17 protein-coding genes are annotated in these 18,065 nt (G+C 65.3%); 13 read left to right on the forward strand and 4 right to left on the reverse strand.

From position 1 onward, the window contains the following. Positions 1-28: 28 nt before the first annotated feature. A complete protein-coding gene (locus tag ACO1XS_RS18470; protein ID WP_331570786.1) occupies positions 29-1,144 on the reverse strand; it encodes a regulator in 1,116 nt (371 codons plus the stop codon). Positions 1,145-1,241: 97 nt separating this feature from the next. On the opposite strand from ACO1XS_RS18470, the gene ACO1XS_RS18475 reads away from it, so the two are divergent. The 9 genes from ACO1XS_RS18475 to ftsB all read left to right on the forward strand — a co-directional run bounded on the left by ACO1XS_RS18475 (position 1,242) and on the right by ftsB (position 12,141). Then, positions 1,242-2,495: a lipoprotein-releasing ABC transporter permease subunit gene (locus tag ACO1XS_RS18475; RefSeq protein WP_486391358.1), complete on the forward strand. Its 1,254-nt coding sequence runs from the start codon at positions 1,242-1,244 to the stop codon at positions 2,493-2,495. Continuing rightward, a complete protein-coding gene (gene lolD / locus ACO1XS_RS18480; protein WP_331570789.1) occupies positions 2,488-3,231 on the forward strand; it encodes a lipoprotein-releasing ABC transporter ATP-binding protein LolD in 744 nt (247 codons plus the stop codon). The genes ACO1XS_RS18475 and lolD overlap by 8 nt, the downstream gene beginning before the upstream one ends. 33 nt (positions 3,232-3,264) lie before the next feature. Next, a complete protein-coding gene (locus tag ACO1XS_RS18485) occupies positions 3,265-4,053 on the forward strand; it encodes a TatD family hydrolase (RefSeq protein WP_486391359.1) in 789 nt (262 codons plus the stop codon). Between the two features lie 51 nt (positions 4,054-4,104). Further along, positions 4,105-6,705, forward strand: coding sequence for a DNA internalization-related competence protein ComEC/Rec2 (locus ACO1XS_RS18490; protein ID WP_486391360.1), 2,601 nt, complete (start codon positions 4,105-4,107; stop codon positions 6,703-6,705). Between the two features lie 70 nt (positions 6,706-6,775). Beyond that, the gene (locus tag ACO1XS_RS18495; RefSeq protein ID WP_331570795.1) at positions 6,776-7,579 is read left to right on the forward strand and encodes an alpha/beta fold hydrolase; all 804 of its coding nucleotides are present in this window, start codon (positions 6,776-6,778) and stop codon (positions 7,577-7,579) included. 86 nt (positions 7,580-7,665) lie between these two features. Next, positions 7,666-9,327 carry a CTP synthase gene (gene pyrG / locus ACO1XS_RS18500; RefSeq protein ID WP_331570797.1) on the forward strand — a complete coding sequence of 554 codons (1,662 nt, stop codon included), beginning with the start codon at positions 7,666-7,668 and terminating at the stop codon, positions 9,325-9,327. After that, positions 9,324-10,178, forward strand: coding sequence for a 3-deoxy-8-phosphooctulonate synthase (kdsA, locus tag ACO1XS_RS18505; RefSeq protein WP_331570799.1), 855 nt, complete (start codon positions 9,324-9,326; stop codon positions 10,176-10,178). The genes pyrG and kdsA overlap by 4 nt, the downstream gene beginning before the upstream one ends. Positions 10,179-10,332: 154 nt before the next feature. Beyond that, the gene (gene eno, locus ACO1XS_RS18510) at positions 10,333-11,616 is read left to right on the forward strand and encodes a phosphopyruvate hydratase (RefSeq protein ID WP_173255444.1); all 1,284 of its coding nucleotides are present in this window, start codon (positions 10,333-10,335) and stop codon (positions 11,614-11,616) included. An 84-nt stretch (positions 11,617-11,700) separates the two neighbouring features. Then, entirely contained in the window at positions 11,701-12,141 is a 441-nt protein-coding gene (gene ftsB, locus ACO1XS_RS18515; RefSeq protein WP_331570801.1) for a cell division protein FtsB, read from the forward strand. A gap of 48 nt (positions 12,142-12,189) precedes the next feature. Here the strand turns inward: ftsB and ACO1XS_RS18520 are convergent, their stop codons facing one another. From ACO1XS_RS18520 to ACO1XS_RS18530, 3 genes are all read right to left on the reverse strand, one after another. Continuing rightward, complete coding sequence (locus ACO1XS_RS18520) at positions 12,190-12,513, reverse strand: hypothetical protein (RefSeq protein ID WP_486391409.1); 324 nt, start codon at positions 12,511-12,513, stop codon at positions 12,190-12,192. A 206-nt stretch (positions 12,514-12,719) separates the two neighbouring features. Continuing rightward, the gene (gene hslO, locus ACO1XS_RS18525; protein ID WP_486391361.1) at positions 12,720-13,676 is read right to left on the reverse strand and encodes an Hsp33 family molecular chaperone HslO; all 957 of its coding nucleotides are present in this window, start codon (positions 13,674-13,676) and stop codon (positions 12,720-12,722) included. Between the two features lie 49 nt (positions 13,677-13,725). After that, complete coding sequence (locus ACO1XS_RS18530) at positions 13,726-14,250, reverse strand: gamma carbonic anhydrase family protein (protein WP_331570805.1); 525 nt, start codon at positions 14,248-14,250, stop codon at positions 13,726-13,728. A gap of 211 nt (positions 14,251-14,461) precedes the next feature. Here ACO1XS_RS18530 and ACO1XS_RS18535 point away from each other — a divergent pair, with 211 nt between their 5' ends. The 4 genes from ACO1XS_RS18535 to ACO1XS_RS18550 all read left to right on the forward strand — a co-directional run bounded on the left by ACO1XS_RS18535 (position 14,462) and on the right by ACO1XS_RS18550 (position 17,995). Next, positions 14,462-15,322, forward strand: coding sequence for a ferritin-like domain-containing protein (locus ACO1XS_RS18535; protein ID WP_486391362.1), 861 nt, complete (start codon positions 14,462-14,464; stop codon positions 15,320-15,322). A gap of 115 nt (positions 15,323-15,437) precedes the next feature. Next, on the forward strand, positions 15,438-16,322 hold the full coding sequence (locus ACO1XS_RS18540; RefSeq protein ID WP_331570809.1) for an alpha/beta fold hydrolase: 885 nt from the start codon (positions 15,438-15,440) through the stop codon (positions 16,320-16,322). 90 nt (positions 16,323-16,412) lie between these two features. Beyond that, positions 16,413-17,243 (forward strand): 3',5'-nucleoside bisphosphate phosphatase, encoded by an 831-nt coding sequence (locus tag ACO1XS_RS18545; RefSeq protein WP_440559158.1) that lies wholly within the window; start codon positions 16,413-16,415, stop codon positions 17,241-17,243. 113 nt (positions 17,244-17,356) lie between these two features. Continuing rightward, positions 17,357-17,995 (forward strand): L-threonylcarbamoyladenylate synthase, encoded by a 639-nt coding sequence (locus tag ACO1XS_RS18550; RefSeq protein ID WP_331570813.1) that lies wholly within the window; start codon positions 17,357-17,359, stop codon positions 17,993-17,995. Positions 17,996-18,065: the final 70 nt, after the last annotated feature.

Here is an 18,065-nt window from a genome sequence, read left to right on the forward strand (position 1 = left end):
GCGCGCGATGCCTGATATGAGCGGCGCGTCATTCGAACAGCGAAGCGAGCACGCGTCGACGCCAGAACCGGCGCAAATCGCCGCGCCCGGCGGCAAGCGTCACCGATGCCGTATCGCCGCACAGCGTCAAGACCAGTGAGCCGATGTCTCCGCCTTCCAGCGCCGCGAGCGCGGGCGCGAACCACGCCTGCTCGAGTTCGGTGAGCGCATGACTCCAGCCGGGCCAGTCCTGGGCGATGAAGGGCGTCGCGAACGCTTCGAGTTCGACCAGCGTGCCGCCGCCCGCCAGGCCGGCTGCCGCCGGACTGGCGGCGGCCGGCAGCCGTTCGTACGAGGAGGGCGGCGCGCTCGCCGCGACGCCGGCGGCCAGCGCGAGCCCGCGCGTGGCGGCGGCGTTGGAGAAGACTCGTGCGAACGGACTGCGCACGCTCTGGCGGGCACCTTGCGCGTGCAGCCAGAGCGAATTGATCGCGGGCAGGCCACGTGCCTCGCGTGCTTCGTTGATCGGATGTTCAAACCACGCCATCTGGACTTCGTTTTGAAGCTTCATCCAGGCACGCGAGCGTTGCCCCGTGCGGGCGTCGTGCGGCAGCCAGATTTCGACGCTGCGCCCGCTCGCGCGCAGCGGCGAGGCGCCGGCCAGCGAGCCGAGCGCCTCCCCGCTCAGATACCAGCGGTCGGGGCGCGGTGCCTCGATGCGCATTCCGAGCTCTTCGACGAGCGGCCTCGCGATGTCGAAAAGCGCGCAGGCCTCTTCGTCCTGGAGTTGAAGCGATGCCGGATCGAGCAATACCAGATGGTCGTGCGCTACGCGCAGATGGACGGGTTCGACACAGGCCCAGACCGCTTCGCCCGGGTCGGCACCATCCGCCTGCATCATATAGGGCGCGAGCGGCGCCTCGTCGGCGGCGCTCGATGCGGCAGCGTCGGCGAGCACGCCGAACTGGCGCGCCACCCAGCGCTCGTGCGGCAGGGTGCGCTGAAAGTCTTCGCCCGCCACGCGCTCGACGAGCGTGGCGCGTGCGAGCAGTTTGTCGAGGGCTGGCGCGCGCAGCGAATGCAGTTCGCTTGGCGCGTCGGCGGCCGTCGGCAACGCGAACGGCAAGAGCAGATGAAGACGGTTGGCGTGCATGATGGGGGGCATTGTATGGCAAACTGCGCCCTTGATCGGCAGTGCGCGCGCTGCGGCACGTCCATTGCGTCGCATGCGATGCCGATGCGCAACGGATTTAAGGACTCGCTTGAAACTCCCTTACGAATGGCAAATCGGCTGGCGCTACACGCGCGCCGGCAAACGTACGACGGGCAACGGTTTTATCTCGTTCATCGCGCTGGTGTCGATGTCGGGCATCGCGCTCGGGGTCGCCGCACTGATCGTCGTGCTCTCCGTCATGAACGGCTTTCAGAAGGAAGTGCGCGACCGGATGCTCTCGGTGCTCGCGCACGTGCAGATTTTTTCTCCGAACGGTGCGATGCCCGACTGGCAGTTGACGGCCCAGGAAGCACGCCGCAATCCGGAGGTGATCGGCGCCGCGCCTTATGTCGATGCGCAGGCGCTGCTCACGCGCGGCGACGCGGTGAGCGGCGTGGCCCTGCGCGGCGTCGAGCCTTCGCTCGAGCCCCAGGTATCGGACATCGGCAAGGAAATGAAAGCGGGACGCCTCACGGATCTCGCCCCCGGCCAGTTCAATATCGTGCTCGGCGCCGATCTGGCCGACGGGCTCGGTGTGACGGTCGGCGACAAGATCACGCTCGTCGCGCCGGAAGGATCGATCACGCCGGCCGGCATGTTGCCGCGGCTCAAGCAGTTCACCGTGGCGGGCGTGTTCCAGTCCGGGCATTACGAATACGACAGCACGCTCGCCCTCGTGAACATCCGGGATGCCGAGGCGCTGTTCCGGCTCACGGCGCCCACCGGTGTCAGGCTGCGCCTGAAGGACATGCAGCAGGCACCGCGTGTGGCGCACGAGCTCGCGCGCAGCTTGTCGGGCGAGTTGTACATTCGCGATTGGACGCAGCAGAACAAGACCTGGTTCTCGGCGGTCAAGATCGAGAAGCGCATGATGTTCATCATCCTGACGCTCATCATCGCGGTCGCGGCGTTCAATCTCGTATCGTCGCTCGTCATGACCGTCACGAACAAGCAGGCCGATATCGCAATATTGCGCACGCTCGGCGCGCAGCCGGGCTCGATCATGAAGATCTTCGTCGTGCAGGGCATGACGATCGGCTTCGCGGGTACGGCAACCGGTGTGGCGCTCGGTACGCTCATCGCCTGGAGCATCCCGTGGCTCGTGCCGATGATCGAGCATCTGCTCGGCGTGCAGTTTTTGCCTCCGTCCGTCTATTTCATCAGCGAGCTGCCGTCCGAGCTCGTACCCGCAGACGTCTTCCGGATCGGCGTGATTGCATTCGTGCTGTCATCGCTCGCTACGCTCTATCCGAGCTGGCGTGGCGCGAAGGTCCGGCCCGCGGAGGCGCTGCGCTATGAGTGAACTCATGATCGGTCGAGGCGCGGCGACAGGTCCGGCCGTTGTGGCGGAAAGCGTGCTCGAGGCAACCGGAATCTCGAAAACGTTCGTGCAAGGCGGCTTGAATGTCCCGGTGCTCACGGGCGCGAACCTATCGGTGCGGCGCGGAGAGAAGCTCGCAATCGTCGGCGCCTCGGGCTCCGGCAAGAGCACGCTGCTGCATGTGCTGGGCGGGCTCGACGAGCCGAGCGCCGGACACGTGTCGCTGCTCGGCAAGCCCTTCACGCAACTGGCGGAGCGCGAGCGCAACGACTTGCGCAATCGCGCCCTGGGCTTCGTCTATCAGTTCCATCATCTGTTGCCCGAATTCAGCGCGCTCGACAACGTCGCGATGCCGCTTCGCATTCGCCGGCTCACGAGCGCCGACGCGAGACGCGAAGCGATGCGCATGCTGGAACGCGTCGGGCTCGCGCATCGGGCACAACACCGGCCCGGCGAGCTGTCGGGCGGCGAGCGCCAGCGCGTGGCGATCGCGCGCGCGCTCGTCACCGAGCCGGCCTGCGTCCTGGCGGACGAGCCGACCGGCAACCTGGACGGCGGCACGGCCGATACGGTCTTCAACCTGATGCTCGAGCTCTCGGAGAAGCTCCAAACGAGCTTCGTCATCGTCACGCACGATCACGATCTCGCGGCGCGCTGCGATCGCACGCTGCGGCTGCGCGACGGCGTGCTGCACGAAGATCCAACGGTGCCGGTCTGAGCCGGGCCTCATCGATATCGCGGCCCGCCCGTCATGTGGATCGATACGCACTGTCATCTCGATGCAGCCGAATTCGACGCTGACCGCGAGGCGGTAGCGGGGGCGGCGCACGACGCGGGCGTCTCGCGGATCGTGATTCCGGCCGTGGCCGCAGGCAATTTTGAAACCGTACGGCGGCTGGCCCGGCAAATCGAGGGCGGTGCCTACGCGCTCGGCATTCATCCTCTGTTCACGCGAGAAGCGCGCGAGGACGATCTCGTCATTCTGCGGCGGGAGATCGAGACGAGCCTCGCCGATCCACGCTTCGTCGGCATCGGTGAAATCGGCCTCGATTACTTCGTGCCCGGGCTCGACGACGAGCGCCAGCGGTTTTTCTACGAAGCGCAACTGCGGCTCGCTCGCGCGTTCGATCTACCCGTCATTTGCCACGTGCGCAAATCGCAGGACCTCGTACTGAAAGGGCTGCGCCGCAGCGGCGTGAAATGCGGCATCGCGCATGCTTTCAACGGCAGCTTTCAGCAGGCGCACGCCTTCATCGAGCAAGGCATGCGTCTCGGATTCGGCGGCAACGTCACCTTCGAGCGGGCGCGTCAGATTCGCCGGCTCGCCACCGAGCTGCCGCTCGAAGCCATCGTCGTCGAAACCGACGCGCCCGATATCGCGCCCGCGTGGCGCTACAAAGGGCGCAATACGCCGGATCAGACCGCGCGCATCGGCGCGATCATCGCCGAGCTGCGCGGCCTCGACATCGACCGATTGGCCTTAGGCACGACGGCCAACGCTTACGCCGCATTGCCTCGACTCCAACCGCGCCACCCATAATCGCTCGTTCCAATGCGCCACGTTTTCGGCGCTTGCGAAAGGAGGGGCGGGATGCGGATGGTGCTCTGCGGGTTCGTGCTCGGCATCGCTACGTTGCAGCAGCGCGCGGATCTGCCCGGCGGGTTCGCATGGACTCTCGGCGCACTCGTGGGCCTGGCCGCGCTCGGATGGTTTCTCCTGGGGGCGATCCCTCGGCTGGCTGGCACGGGCGAAGATGAACCGACATGGTGCGCTCGCGCGGTGCGATGGAGCCGGCGCCATCCAGTGAGCCGCTGGGGCGCACTCGCATTGGCGGCCGCGCTGATAGGCCATGGCTACGCCGCGTTGCGCGCCGAGTGGCGTTTGCGCGAGGCTTTGCCGCCGCATTGGGAGGGGCGCGAGCTGATGCTGAGCGGCGCCATCCGCGGGCTGCCGGCGCATGAACCCGGCCTTGTGCGCTTCTTGTTTTCGGTCGACGTCGTCGATGTCCGCAGCAGGTTGGGCATCGACGATTTTCCGTCTCTCGTTCAGCTCAGTTGGTCGGAACGCGCCGGCGGCCAGGTGCCCGAACTCGTCCCCGGTGCGCGTTGGCGTTTGACCGTGCGCTTGAAGCGGCCGCATCGCAATGCGAACTTCAACGGTCGCGATGGCGAGGCCGCACTGTTCGCACGCGGGGTGCGCGCAACCGGTTATGTCGTCGAGCCGTCGACCGCGCGCCTGGAGCCCGGCCGTGCGGGCACTCTCGCGGCACGCGTCGACCGTTGGCGTTTCATGCTGGCCGCCCGCGTCGATACGGCCCTCGCCGGGGCGCCGCACCTTGGCATCGTCAAGGCGCTGGCGATCGGGGCGCAGGAGGCGATCGACGCGGCGGACCGCACGATATTGCGCCGCACCGGGACGAGCCACCTCGTCGCGATCTCCGGGCTGCATATCGGCTTCGTGGCCGGCGCGAGTGCCGCATTGGCCGCATGGCTCTGGCGCCGCTCATGCGGTTTCGGCGTGTGGCTCGCGCGTCGCGGCCGGCGCGAATGGCCGCTCATCGTGCCTGCGCCTGTTGCGGCTGCGCTGACCGGCACGCTGTGCGCAACCGGCTATGCCGCGCTTGCAGGGTTCAACGTGCCCGCGCAGCGGGCGTTGTGGATGCTCGTCGTCGTCAGCGCCGCCGCGGCGCTCGGACGCAATATCGCGTCGTCGCTCGTGCTGGCGTGGGCTGCGGTGCTCGTGCTCGCCGCCGATCCTTGGGCCGTGATCGCACCCGGCTTCTGGCTCTCGTTTGGCGCGGTCGCCGTCATCGCGCTGGCGATGCAGTTCCATTTGCGGCGCCCTGGCGATCGCGAGCTCGACACGCCCGAGATCGACGATCCGTTGCAGCCCGGCAGCGAGCGGCGCGCGTCATGGCGCGACCGATGGCGCATGGCTTCGCGACGACTGGGCGGAAGCCTGGTTGGCGCGGCGCGCGCGCAATACGCCGTGACGATCGGGCTCGCGCCGTTGACCGCGTTCTGGTTTTCGCAAATCTCGCTGGCGGGACCGCTCGCCAACGCGTTCGCCGTGCCTTGGGTGAGCCTCGTCGTCACGCCGGTCGTGCTCGTCGCCGTGGTGTTGCCCGCACCGCTCGACGCGGCCGCATTCGAGCTGGCCCACACGCTTCTCGCACCGCTCATGCGGCTCCTGGCCAGGCTGTCGGCGTATGAATGGGCCGAGTGGCGGCTCGCGCGGCCCTCGACATGGGCAATGGCGTCGGCCGCCGTGGGCGTTCTGTGGTGCTTGATGCCGCGGGGCTGGCCGATCCGGTTTGCCGCTCCCTTGGCGTGGCTGCCTCTGGCGCTGCCGCCGCCCGCGCCGGCGCCCGGCACGTTCAGGCTGACGGCCCTCGATGTCGGCCAAGGTGCGGCGATCCTCGTCGAAACGGCACGGCACGCGCTGCTTTTCGACGCCGGGCCGGGCCCCGAGTCGACGAGTGCCGGCGAGCGCATCGTCGTGCCATCTCTCGTCGCCAATGGTGTGCCCACGCTCGACGCGCTCGTGCTGAGCCACGGCGACGCCGATCACGCCGGGGGCGCGCCGGCAGTACTCGATGCGGTGCCCGTGCGCCAATTGCTCGGCGGCTTGCCGACGTCGAATCGCCTATGGGCGCTGGCGCAGGCGGCCGATGCGCAGGGCCGGCGCTGCGCTTCGGGGCAGCGCTGGCGATGGGACGGCGTCGAGTTTTCAGTCCTGTGGCCCGACGCAGGCCCCTTGCCGAGCAAATCGAACGCGCACTCCTGTGTATTGCGGATCGAGGCGCCGGGCTTCGTGGCGCTGTTGACCGGCGACATCGATGCGTCCATCGAAAAGACCTTGCGCCTGCGCGCCCAGCCAGCGCTGCGGGCCGATGTATTGCTCGTGGCCCACCACGGCAGCCGCACGTCGTCGACCGAACCTTTCCTCGATTCGGTAAGGCCGCGCATCGCGATATTTCAGGTAGGCTATCGCAACCGCTTCGGCCATCCGCATCCGAGTGTGTGGGCGCGCTTTGCGGGGCGCGGCATCGAGCTCGCGAGAACCGATCGCGACGGTGCGGTGCGCGTGGAGCTCGATGCCGGCGTGCCGACGCTCGAGCGCTATCGCGATACGCATCGACGATATTGGATGGATCGGATGGACAGCGGGCCTCGCGGCGCGGCGGGGTAGCGCCGGCATGACCAGGCACGAGCGGGCGGTGGCAGGCAACGGCGGCGGATAACGACGGAGGCAGCGGCGCTTGAAAGACATCATTCACTTTTCGCACGCGAACGGTTTTCCGGCACCGATCTACCGGACGATGTTTGCCGAGCTCTCCGACGACTACGAGATCCGCTACGTCGAGCGCATCGGGCACGATCCGCTTTTTCCGGTCACGAGCGACTGGCCGCATCTCGTCGACGAACTGCTCGCCGACATCGATCGGCGATACGAGGCACCGGTATGGCTCGTCGGCCATTCGCTGGGCGGCTATGTATCGCTGATGGCGGCGCTCAAGCGTCCGCATTGCGTGCGCGGTGTACTGATGCTCGATTCGCCCGTCGTCGCGGGCTGGCGTGCGAGCGTGCTGCGCGTGTCGCAATGGACGGGCCTCGACGAGCGGCTCTCGCCAGCGGCCGCCACGCGCAACCGCCGCACCCACTGGGCGAGCCGGGAGGAAGCCTGGCGTCATTTCCACGCGAAGCCTGCATTTGCACGCTGGGACGAGCGGGTCTTGTCCGACTATGTCGACTTCGGCATTCCGCAGACGGCCGTGGACGGTACGCGCGCGCTCGCGTTCGATCGGCAGATCGAGTACCTGATCTACAGGACACTGCCGCGCACGCTCGGTGCGCGTCTCGCGCACGGCTCGCCGGTGCCCGTCGGCTTCATTGCGGGCACGCATTCGAAGGAGGTGCGCCAAGTCGGCCTCGAAGCGACGCGTCGCGCAACGCGGGGGCGTCTCGAATGGATCGAGGGCACGCATCTTTTTCCCATGGAAAAGCCGATCGAGACGGCGCGCGCGGTGCAGCGGGTGCTGCGCTCGCTGCGTGAGGCTGGATAAGCACGCGGGGAGCGCCGCGCGCTCCTCGGCACGCTGAGCGCGCGAACCTTTACGGTATAATCCGTTTTTCCCGCGAGCATCCAGCGATGACTAAATATGTTTTCGTCACCGGCGGCGTAGTGTCGTCCCTTGGCAAGGGCATTGCCGCCGCCTCTCTCGCCGCGATCCTCGAGTCGCGCGGTCTCAAAGTCACCCTCCTCAAACTCGATCCCTACATCAACGTCGACCCGGGCACCATGAGTCCGTTTCAGCACGGCGAGGTGTTCGTGACCGAGGATGGCGCCGAGACCGATCTCGATCTCGGGCACTACGAGCGCTTCATCAGCACGAAGATGCGCCGGGCGAACAACTTCACGACGGGCCAGATCTACGAATCGGTGATCCGCAAGGAACGCCGTGGCGATTATCTCGGCAAGACCGTACAGGTCATTCCGCACATCACGAATGAAATTCAGGCGTTCATCGAGCGCGGCGCGGCGTCGGCCACCTGCGGCGAGCCCGACGTGGCCATCGTCGAAATCGGCGGCACGGTCGGCGATATCGAATCGCTGCCGTTTCTCGAAGCCGCGCGGCAGATGAGCCTGCGTCTCGGACGCAACAGTGCTTGCTTCGTGCATCTGACGCTCGTGCCTTACATCGCGACAGCCGGCGAATTGAAGACCAAGCCCACGCAGCACAGCGTGCAAAAGCTGCGCGAAATCGGCATCTTGCCGCACGTGCTGCTGTGCCGTGCGGATCGCCAGATTCCCGATGACGAATCGAAAAAGATTTCGTTGTTCTCGAACGTGCCCGAAGACGCGGTGATCTCGGTCTGGGATGTCGACAGCATCTACAAAATTCCGCAGATGCTGCACGATCAGGGGCTCGACACGATCATTTGCGACGAGCTCAAGCTCTCGCCCAAGCCCGCCGATCTCACGCTGTGGGCCGATATCGTCGAGAAGCTCGAGCACCCGCGTCACGAGGTGACGATCGGCATGGTCGGCAAGTACGTCGATCTGACCGAATCGTACAAATCGCTGATCGAGGCGCTGCGTCATGCATCGGTCCATACGTCGACGAAGGTCAACATCGAATACATCGATTCGGAGCAGATCGAGCAAGAAGGTGTCGCGAGCCTCGCGCATCTCGATGCCATTCTCGTTCCGGGCGGCTTTGGTCGCCGCGGCACCGAAGGCAAAATCGCGGCGATCCGTCACGCGCGTGAGGCCAAGGTGCCGTACCTGGGCATCTGCCTCGGCATGCAGCTCGCGGTCATCGAATTCGCGCGCGATGTCGTCGGCATGAAGGATGCGAACAGTACCGAGTTCGATCCGGCCACGCCGCATCGCGTCGTGGCGCTCATCACCGAGTGGTATGACCGCGAGGGTCGCGTCGAGAAGCGTAACGAGGGATCGGACTTGGGCGGTACGATGCGCCTCGGCTCGCAGCGTTGCCCCGTCAAGCCCGGCACGATGGCCGAAGCGATTTACGGCAAGGATGTCAACGAACGGCATCGCCATCGCTATGAAGTCAACAACCGCTATGTCCCTCAACTCGAGGCGGGCGGGCTCGTCATCAGCGCGCGTACGCCCAGCGAAGATCTGCCCGAGATGATGGAACTGCCGCGCGAAATGCACCCGTGGTTCGTCGGTGTGCAGTTCCACCCCGAATTCACGTCGACACCGCGTGACGGACATCCTCTGTTCAAGGCGTTCGTCGAAGCGGCCCGTGCGTGCCATCTCGCGCGACTCGGGGAGAAGGTATGAAGCTCGCCGGTTTCGAGATTGGCCTCGACAAGCCGTTTTTTCTGATTGCGGGAACCTGCGTCGTCGAATCGGAGCAGATGACGATCGATACGGCAGGCGCGCTCAAGGAAATCTGCGCTGGACTTGGCGTACCGTTCATCTACAAATCGTCGTATGACAAGGCCAACCGCAGTTCGGGCAAATCGTTTCGCGGGCTCGGAATGGACGAAGGCCTGCGCATCCTCGGCGAAGTAAAGCGGCAACTGAACGTGCCCGTGTTGACGGACGTGCATTCGATCGAGGAAATCGAGTCGGTCGCGTCCGTTGTCGACGTGCTGCAAACTCCGGCGTTTCTGTGCCGCCAGACCGATTTCATTCACGCCTGCGCGCGCTCGGGCAAGCCCGTCAATATCAAGAAAGGGCAGTTTCTCGCGCCGCACGACATGAAAAATGTGATCGAGAAGGCCCGTGACGCGGCGCGCGAGGCCGGGCTTTCGGAAGATCGCTTCATGGCCTGCGAGCGTGGCGTTTCGTTCGGCTACAACAACCTCGTTTCGGATATGCGCTCGCTCGCCATCATGCGCGAAACGGGAGCGCCCGTCGTATTCGATGCGACGCATTCGGTGCAACTGCCGGGCGGGCAGGGCACGAGCTCGGGCGGTCAGCGCGAATTCGTCCCGGTGCTCTCGCGCGCGGCGGTGGCCGTCGGCGTGGCCGGGCTTTTCATGGAGACTCACCCCGACCCGGCGTGCGCGCTATCCGATGGCCCCAATGCCGTGCCGCTCAAGCGGATGGCCGAGCTGCTGGAAACGCTCGTTGCGCTCGATCGCATCGTCAAGCGTGCGCCACTGCTCGAGAGCCACTTCGACTGACGAACTGACGCACACCCACGCTTCGCGGATGATTCGTGGCGCGGCGACGGCACGCAAAGTGACTCGCAAGCGCGGCGACTCCGGGATGCAGTGGGAAAAACAAGCAAAAACGAGATAGAAGAAGCGGAATTCAACTTCATTTCTAGAGGAAATCATGAGTGCAATCGTAGATATCATCGGCCGCGAGATTCTGGATTCGCGAGGCAACCCGACCGTCGAATGCGATGTGTTGCTCGAGTCGGGCACGATGGGCCGTGCGGCCGTGCCGTCGGGCGCGTCGACGGGTTCGCGCGAGGCCATCGAGCTGCGTGACGGCGAAACCGGCCGCTATAGCGGCAAGGGCGTGCTGAAGGCCGTCGAGCACATCAATACCGAGATTTCCGAAGCGATCATGGGTCTCGATGCGTCCGAGCAGGCGTTCCTGGACAAGACGCTGCTCGAGCTGGACGGCACCGATAACAAGTCGCGCTTGGGCGCGAATGCGATGCTGGCCGTTTCGATGGCGGTGGCCAAGGCTGCGGCCGAGGAAGCGGGCTTGCCGCTTTACCGTTATTTCGGCGGATCGGGCGCGATGCAACTGCCGGTGCCGATGATGAACATCGTCAACGGCGGCGCGCATGCGAACAATAGCCTCGATATCCAGGAATTCATGATCGTGCCGGTGAGCCAGCCGACGTTCCGCGAGGCACTGCGTTGCGGCGCGGAAGTGTTCCACGCGCTCAAGAAAATTCTTGCCGATCGCGGCATGAGCACAGCCGTTGGCGACGAAGGCGGTTTCGCCCCGAATTTCGGCAGCAACGACGAGTGCCTCTCGACGATTCTTCAGGCCATCGAGAAGGCCGGTTACCGCGCGGGCGAAGACGTGCTGCTGGCGCTCGATTGTGCGGCAAGCGAGTTCTATCACGACGGCAAGTACCAGCTTGCGGGCGAGGGCTTGCAGCTGTCGTCGGCCGAGTTCACGGACTATCTCGCCACGCTCGCCGACAAATTCCCGATCGTGTCGATCGAAGACGGCATGCACGAGGGCGATTGGGCGGGCTGGAAGCTGTTGACCGACCGCCTCGGCAAAAAGATTCAGCTGGTCGGCGACGATCTGTTCGTGACCAACACACGCATCTTGAAGGAAGGCATCGAAAAGGGCATCGCGAACTCGATCCTGATCAAGATCAACCAGATCGGCACGCTCACCGAGACGTTCGCCGCCATCGAAATGGCCAAGCGCGCCGGTTATACGGCCGTCATTTCTCATCGCTCGGGCGAAACGGAAGACTCGACGATCGCCGACATCGCAGTGGGCCTCAACGCCGGACAGATCAAGACCGGTTCGCTCTCGCGCAGCGATCGCATCTCGAAGTACAACCAACTGCTGCGTATCGAAGAGGATCTCGGCGATATCGCCAGCTACCCCGGCAAGTCGACGTTCTACAATCTGCGTTGATCCAGGGTTTTTCGTCAACGATCGTTTTGCTCGCCGCCTCGTGCCTAGCCGCGGGGCGGTTTTGAATTTACGGCGCTTTCTCGCATGCGGCTCGTCACTGTCGTTCTCGTCGTCCTGCTCGTGCTGATCCAGTATCCGCTCTGGTGGGGACATGGCGGCTGGTTGCGCGTGCACGAACTGCGCGAGGCGCTCGACGCGCAGGCGCATAAGAATGCCGATGCCAAGGTGCGCAATCAGCGCATCGAGGGAGAAGTGCAGGACCTGCAAGGCGGCACGGCCGCGGTCGAGGAGCGTGCCCGTTATGAAATGGGCATGGTCAAGGACGGCGAAGTATTCGTGCAGTTCGTCTCGCCGAATACGCCGGCAAGTGCGCTGGCGCCCGCCGCGGCGAGCAATACCTCGACGCGCGGCGAAGTCTCGGCCGCGCCCGTCAGCGTAGTGCCCAATCCGGTTTCGCGCGCGAAGTTGCGCGGCAAAGAAGAAAAATCAGCCAAGAAGCGCGCCGCCGAAAAGACCCGGCAGTAGCCGTCGTCAGCCGCCCGTTACCGCCGTTCGCAAAGCGTCATTCGCGCGCTACCACCACCAACCGGGATAGACGCCTGGGCTGTAGTACCCGAAGCCCCCACCGCCGACGTAGCCACCGTAGATCGTAGGCGCCGGATAGTAATACGGCGCGTAGTAGGGCGCATAGTAGCGAGCCCAGTTATCGGCTGCGATCGCGGCGTCCTGGTCTTTCAACACCTGTTTGTCGATCTCGTCGTAACGCTTCTTCTCCGCACTGGTGAGCGGACGGGCCGGCGATGCCGCGCCTGGAGCGTCCGGCGGCAGGCGGCTCAGGATGGGGCCGGGGGGCGGCTCGACGACGCAGGCGGCGAGCGTCGTGGCTGCGGCGAGCATGAGCGCGAGTCTCACCGGTACGGTGCGGCCGTTTTCGACTCGTTTCATCGATGGGCGTTGAATGTACGTTTTCATGATGGCCTCGCGAAGCCGCCTCTTGTGAATCCGTGTATCGGGTATCGGGTATCGGATGAACCCCTCTGCGGCTGCCAGTGAAGCTTCGACCGGGCGCGCCGTCTGAAAGTGCCGCGGCCCGTGGCCCGCCGTCAATGCCGCTGCGATGCGGCCGGCGTCACCCCGACGGCGACATCGTTGGCCGAAAAGAGCTGCACGACATCGACGGGGTCGAACTCGAAGCGCTGATTGCAGTATTCGCAATGGATCTCGATGTGACCGTGCTCGTCGATGACGCTGTCGACTTCCTCACGCCCGAGCATTTTGAGCATCGATCCCACCTTTTCGCGCGAGCAACTGCAGGCGAAGTGTGCCTGTGCCGGCGCGAAGTGCTGGACGTTCTCCTGCCAGAAAAGGCGCTTGAAAAGCGTCTGAGGTTCTTCCTTCAACAGCTCTTCTTGCGAGAGCGTCGAGCCGAGCACGCACACGCGTTCCCACGTATCGGCGTCATGCTCGCCCGCGTGCGGCACGATACCGCCGTCGCCGGGAAGTTTCTGCAGCAGCACCCCCACCGCCCGCTCGGTATTCGCGGCGAGCCACAGGCGCGTTTCGAGCTGTTCGGAGTGGCGCATATAGTGTTCGAGCACTTCGGCCATCGACTGGAGGGGGCCTGCCTCGCCATTCAACGGGACGATGCCCTGATAGGGCTCGTGCCCCGGGCGGCGGTCCTGCGGGTCGAGCGTGATGACACACCGTCCGTGCCCGCTGGCGTTGAGCAGATCCGCGAACGGTATCTGCGTGCGCTTGGCGGCTTCGGCTTCGAGCTCCGCGGAGAATTTCGCGGTGGCGCGCATGGCGAGCGACGAACTGCATTGGACGACGAGCATTTTCACCGGGCCGTCCCCGAAAATCTGCATGATCAGCGTGCCGTCGAATTTGAGATTCGCGGACAGCAGCGCGCACGCGGCCATCATCTCGCCGAGGATGTCGCGCACGGGAGCGGGGTATTGCCGGCGCGTCAGCACTTCCTGCCAGGTGTTGTGCAGCGAGACGATCTCGCCGCGCACCGGCGCGGTGCTGAACATGAATTTTTGCAAATGGTCTTCCACAGCCTGTTCCTTCGATCGTCGATATCGGCCGAGCCTGGTTCGCGCTGCATCAACCGATGCGCACGAGCTGTTCCTTGTAGAGCGCCCTGCGTTCGATATAGCCCTGGGCATTTTGCGCGAGGCGGCTCACCTCCTCGTCGGTGAGTTCCCGCACCACCTTGGCGGGCGCGCCGAGAATCAGCGTGCGTTCGGGAAACACCTTGCCTTCAGTGACGACGGCGCCCGCACCCACCAGACAATTGCGGCCGATCACCGCACCGTTCAGCACCACGGCCTGAATGCCGACGAGGGCGCCATCGCATACTGTGCAGCCGTGCAGCATTGCCTGATGCCCGACCGTCGCATTCGTGCCGATGACGAGCGGGTAGCCCGGATCGGTGTGAAGCACGGCGCCTTCCTGAATGTTGGTGCCGGCGCCGACTTGAATGGGCTCGTTATCGCCCCGTAGCGACGCGCCGAACCAGACGCTGGCATTTTCTTCGAGCGTCACGCGGCCGACGATGGTGGCCGTGTCGGCGACGAATACGCTTTCGTGAATGGTCGGGCCATGCTCGCCCAGTTTGTACATCGCCACAGTGAATGTCTCCCGTGCAAGGCCACGTGCCGCAGCCGTGGAGGGTGGCCGCGCACCGAGTAAAATGGCCGCCCTTGTCATGCGCTCTACGGCACGCGCGAGGCCGAATCGCGTATTGTAAACGGTCCCGCCTGTCACCGCGGGCGTTCGCTGCCGGCGCGCCGCAGCGGCCGTGCCGGGTTGCGTTTTATCGATGGGTCCCGACTCAGTCATGTCTGCAACAGATTCTTCCGAAAGCGACGCAATCGGGCGTGAAGACGATGTTCGTCATCTCGCGCTTTGCGTGCTGCTCGAATGCGAGCCGTCGGCAAAGGCCGCTCATGCTCAGGCGCTGCATCGGCGCTGGCTGGCGCGCGGGTTGCCCTGTGGGGCTCAGGCGAGCATCGCCGAGCCCGCCGGCCTGCCGGGCAGGCCACGCGCGCCACTGCTCGTCGAACCGCGCCTGCTAGCGCATCGCGGCATGCGCTCGCCGGAGGGCCGCGCAGTGCTCCTACATGCGCTTGCCCATATCGAATTCAACGCGATCAATCTCGCGCTCGATGCCGTCTGGCGTTTTGAAGCCATGCCCGAAGCGTTTTACGGCGACTGGCTACAAGTCGCCGCCGAAGAGGCGCATCATTTCACGTTGCTCGCTGCGCGGCTCGCTCGACTCGGGCACGCCTATGGCGAGTTCCCCGCGCACAACGGACTCTGGGACATGTGCGAGCGCACGCGGGCGGACGTACTCGCGCGCATGGCGCTGGTACCGCGCACGCTCGAGGCACGCGGGCTCGATGCGTCGCCGCCGATTCGCGCGCGGCTCGTGCAGGCGGGCGATCTCGATTCGGCAGCCATTCTCGATGTCATTTTGCGCGATGAAATTGGCCATGTTCGCATCGGGAATCATTGGTTTCGCTACCTGTGCGACGCCCGTGGGCTCGATCCGCATCCCACGTACGTCCGGCTGGCCGAGCAGTACCGCGCGCCGCGCTTGCGCGGGCCGTTCAACTTCGAGGCACGCCGCCAAGCCGGATTCGATGAATTCGAACTGTCGCGGCTGAACGGCGATGAGGGCGCGCCAAGCGACGCCTGATGCGCCCGACGAGGCGATCGTTCGAATCGATCCCGGCTACGTCCAATCCGCGGCGCGCAGACAAAGCGTTTCTCCCGATATAATCGAACGACCATTCGTTTTTCGGCGACGCTTCATGACTACTTCGCAATCCGACTTCCTGACCGTTCGCGGTGTGCGGCTGCACGTGCGCCGTTGGGGCCCGCCCGGCGCTCCAACGCTTTTCATGCTGCATGGCTGGATGGACGTTTCCGCGTCGTTCCAGTTCGTGGTGGATGCGCTGGGCGGCGATTGGCAGGTGATCGCGCCCGACGCGCGCGGTTTCGGTCTGTCGGATTGGCCCGTGGCGGAGCGCGGCGGCGGCCATTATTGGTTCCACGAGTACCTGGCCGACCTCGAAGCCTTGCTCGACCATTACGCGCCGACCGGACAAGTCAATCTCGTCGGACACAGCATGGGGGCAAACGTCGTGTGCCTGTACGCCGGCGTGCGGCCCGAGCGCGTGCGACGAGTCGTCGACCTCGAAGGGTTCGGGCTGGCGCCCGCAAAGGCTGCGCAGGCGCCGCACCGGCTCGCCGCCTGGCTCGACGACCTGCGCGCGCCTCCCACGCTCAAGACCTACGCGACGCTCGACGACGTCGCCGCGCGCTTGACGAAGAATAATCCGCGCCTTGCACCCGAGCGTGCGCGTTTTTTGGCCCGGCATTGGGCGAAACGCGGCGACGACGGGCGCTATGTGCTGCTGGCGGATCCGGCGCACAAGATGCATGGTCCGCTGCTTTACCGGCTCGACGAAATAATGGCGGTATGGGCGAAGGCCAGCGCGAAAGTCCTGCATGTCGAGGCCGTCCGATCGCCGACGCTTGCGATGCTGGCGGGCGCCATTCCGCTGGACGAGTTCAAGGCACGCTTCACGGCTTTTCGAGACTGGCGCGAAAAGATGATCGAAGACGCAGGACATATGGTTCATCACGATCAACCCGAGCAGGTGGCGGCGCTGATCGAGGCGTTTTGCGCCTGAGAGGGGCAAGCGCGTCCGGGCCGCGCTAGGGAAGCCCGAGCGGAACGCCGCATTGCAGTAAAATGCTCGGATACTCCCTCCGCTCGAAGCATGAACGCCGATCTGCATTGCCATTCCAACGTATCCGACGGGCTGCTCGCGCCCGCGGAGGTCGCGCGTCGTGCGCATGCGGGGGGCGTGACCGTCTGGTCGCTGACCGATCACGACGAACTCGGCGGGCAGAGCGAGGCTCGCGCCGCGGCCGAGGCGCTTGGCATCCGTTATTTGCCGGGGGTCGAAATTTCCGTGACGTGGGCCGCTCGCACGTTGCACGTCGTGGGGCTGGGCGTGGATCCGTCATGTCCGACGCTCGTCGAAGGGCTGCGTGCGACGCGCAACGGGCGTACCGCGAGGGCGCAGGCCATGGCCGCGGCACTCGAGGCAGTCGGCATTCCCGGTGCCTATGAAGGCGCGCTGCGGTTCGTGTCGAATCCCGACCTGATTTCACGCACGCATTTCGCGCGCTTCCTCGTCGAAAAAGGTTTTGCCCCGTCGACAGCCGACGTGTTCGATCGCTTTCTCGGCGAGGGTAAGCCGGGTTATGTTCCGCATCGTTGGGCGACCCTTGAAAACGCAGTCGGCTGGATTGGCGCGGCCGGCGGCATTGCGGTCATTGCCCATCCGGGGCGCTACCGCTATACGCCGCTCGAATTCGACGCGCTTTTCGGCGCCTTCGTCGATCTGGGCGGCCGCGCCATCGAGGTTGTCACGGGTAGTCACACGCCCGATCAGTACCGCAAATACGCCGATGTCGCGCGTCGTTTCGGATTCGAGGCGTCGCGCGGTTCGGATTTTCATGCGCCCGGCGAGGGTCGCGTGGAGCTCGGCGCGCTGCCGCCGCTGCCGCCCGATCTGACGCCAGTCTGGGACCGCCTGCTCTGATGCACGCGCGACGAGCGCAGTTTCCCGCGAGACCCGGCTGGGCGGCAGTGCGTCGCACGGCATCCGGTGCCTGCCATGCTCGCGCGTCGCGTCGCTGAACGCTCACTTCTTCCATGTCCCAATACTTCCGGATCCACCCCGATAACCCCCAGCCGCGCTTGATTGCGCAGGCGGTCCATATCGTGAAAGACGGCGGCGTGATAGCGCTGCCGACCGATTCGAGTTATGCACTCGCGTGCCGTCTCGACGATAAGGACGCCGTGACGCGTCTGCGCCGCATTCGCGGCCTCGATGAGCGGCAGCATTTGTCGTTGCTCGTGCGCGACCTGTCCGAGCTCGCGAATTTCGCGATGGTCGACAACGGGCAGTTTCGCTTGATCAAGTCGGTGACGCCGGGGCCTTACGTATTCATCCTGCAGGCGACGAAGGAAGTGCCCCGGCGGCTCTCTCATCCGTCGCGCAAGACGATCGGGCTGCGCGTGCCGGATCACGCCATCACGCTCGCGTTGCTCGAGGCGCTTGGGGAGCCGCTCATTGCCACGACGTTGATCCTGCCGCCGGACAGCGAACCTGTGAACGATCCCGAGGCGATCCGCATGCGGCTCGAAAAGCAGATCGATCTCGTGATCGACGGCGGCGCCTGCCCGCGCGAGCCATCGACCGTGGTCGATCTGACGGGCGATGAGCCGGTTCTCGTGCGTGCGGGGCGCGGTGCCCTCGAACCGTTCGGACTGAGTGCCATGGAGCAGTGAACGCAAGACGCTTGCCGCGCGAGACCGGCCCGCGACCAGTGCGGTACGGCCCCCTTGTTACAATAAGCCC

The organism is Trinickia sp. (assembly GCF_057351765.1).

Bases quoted from the DNA above. Each gene is read 5' to 3' on its own strand.
- kdsA (WP_331570799.1), top strand. From the start codon at position 9,324: ATGAAGCTCGCCGGTTTCGAGATTGGCCTCGACAAGCCGTTTTTTCTG.
- ACO1XS_RS18470 (WP_331570786.1), bottom strand. From the start codon at position 1,144: ATGCCCCCCATCATGCACGCCAACCGTCTTCATCTGCTCTTGCCGTTC.
- ACO1XS_RS18545 (WP_440559158.1), top strand. From the start codon at position 16,413: ATGAACGCCGATCTGCATTGCCATTCCAACGTATCCGACGGGCTGCTC.
- ACO1XS_RS18490 (WP_486391360.1), top strand. From the start codon at position 4,105: ATGCGGATGGTGCTCTGCGGGTTCGTGCTCGGCATCGCTACGTTGCAG.
- ACO1XS_RS18540 (WP_331570809.1), top strand. From the start codon at position 15,438: ATGACTACTTCGCAATCCGACTTCCTGACCGTTCGCGGTGTGCGGCTG.
- lolD (WP_331570789.1), top strand. From the start codon at position 2,488: ATGAGTGAACTCATGATCGGTCGAGGCGCGGCGACAGGTCCGGCCGTT.
- ftsB (WP_331570801.1), top strand. From the start codon at position 11,701: ATGCGGCTCGTCACTGTCGTTCTCGTCGTCCTGCTCGTGCTGATCCAG.
- pyrG (WP_331570797.1), top strand. From the start codon at position 7,666: ATGACTAAATATGTTTTCGTCACCGGCGGCGTAGTGTCGTCCCTTGGC.
- ACO1XS_RS18485 (WP_486391359.1), top strand. From the start codon at position 3,265: ATGTGGATCGATACGCACTGTCATCTCGATGCAGCCGAATTCGACGCT.
- ACO1XS_RS18520 (WP_486391409.1), bottom strand. From the start codon at position 12,513: ATGCTCGCCGCAGCCACGACGCTCGCCGCCTGCGTCGTCGAGCCGCCC.
- ACO1XS_RS18535 (WP_486391362.1), top strand. From the start codon at position 14,462: ATGTCTGCAACAGATTCTTCCGAAAGCGACGCAATCGGGCGTGAAGAC.
- ACO1XS_RS18550 (WP_331570813.1), top strand. From the start codon at position 17,357: ATGTCCCAATACTTCCGGATCCACCCCGATAACCCCCAGCCGCGCTTG.
- eno (WP_173255444.1), top strand. From the start codon at position 10,333: ATGAGTGCAATCGTAGATATCATCGGCCGCGAGATTCTGGATTCGCGA.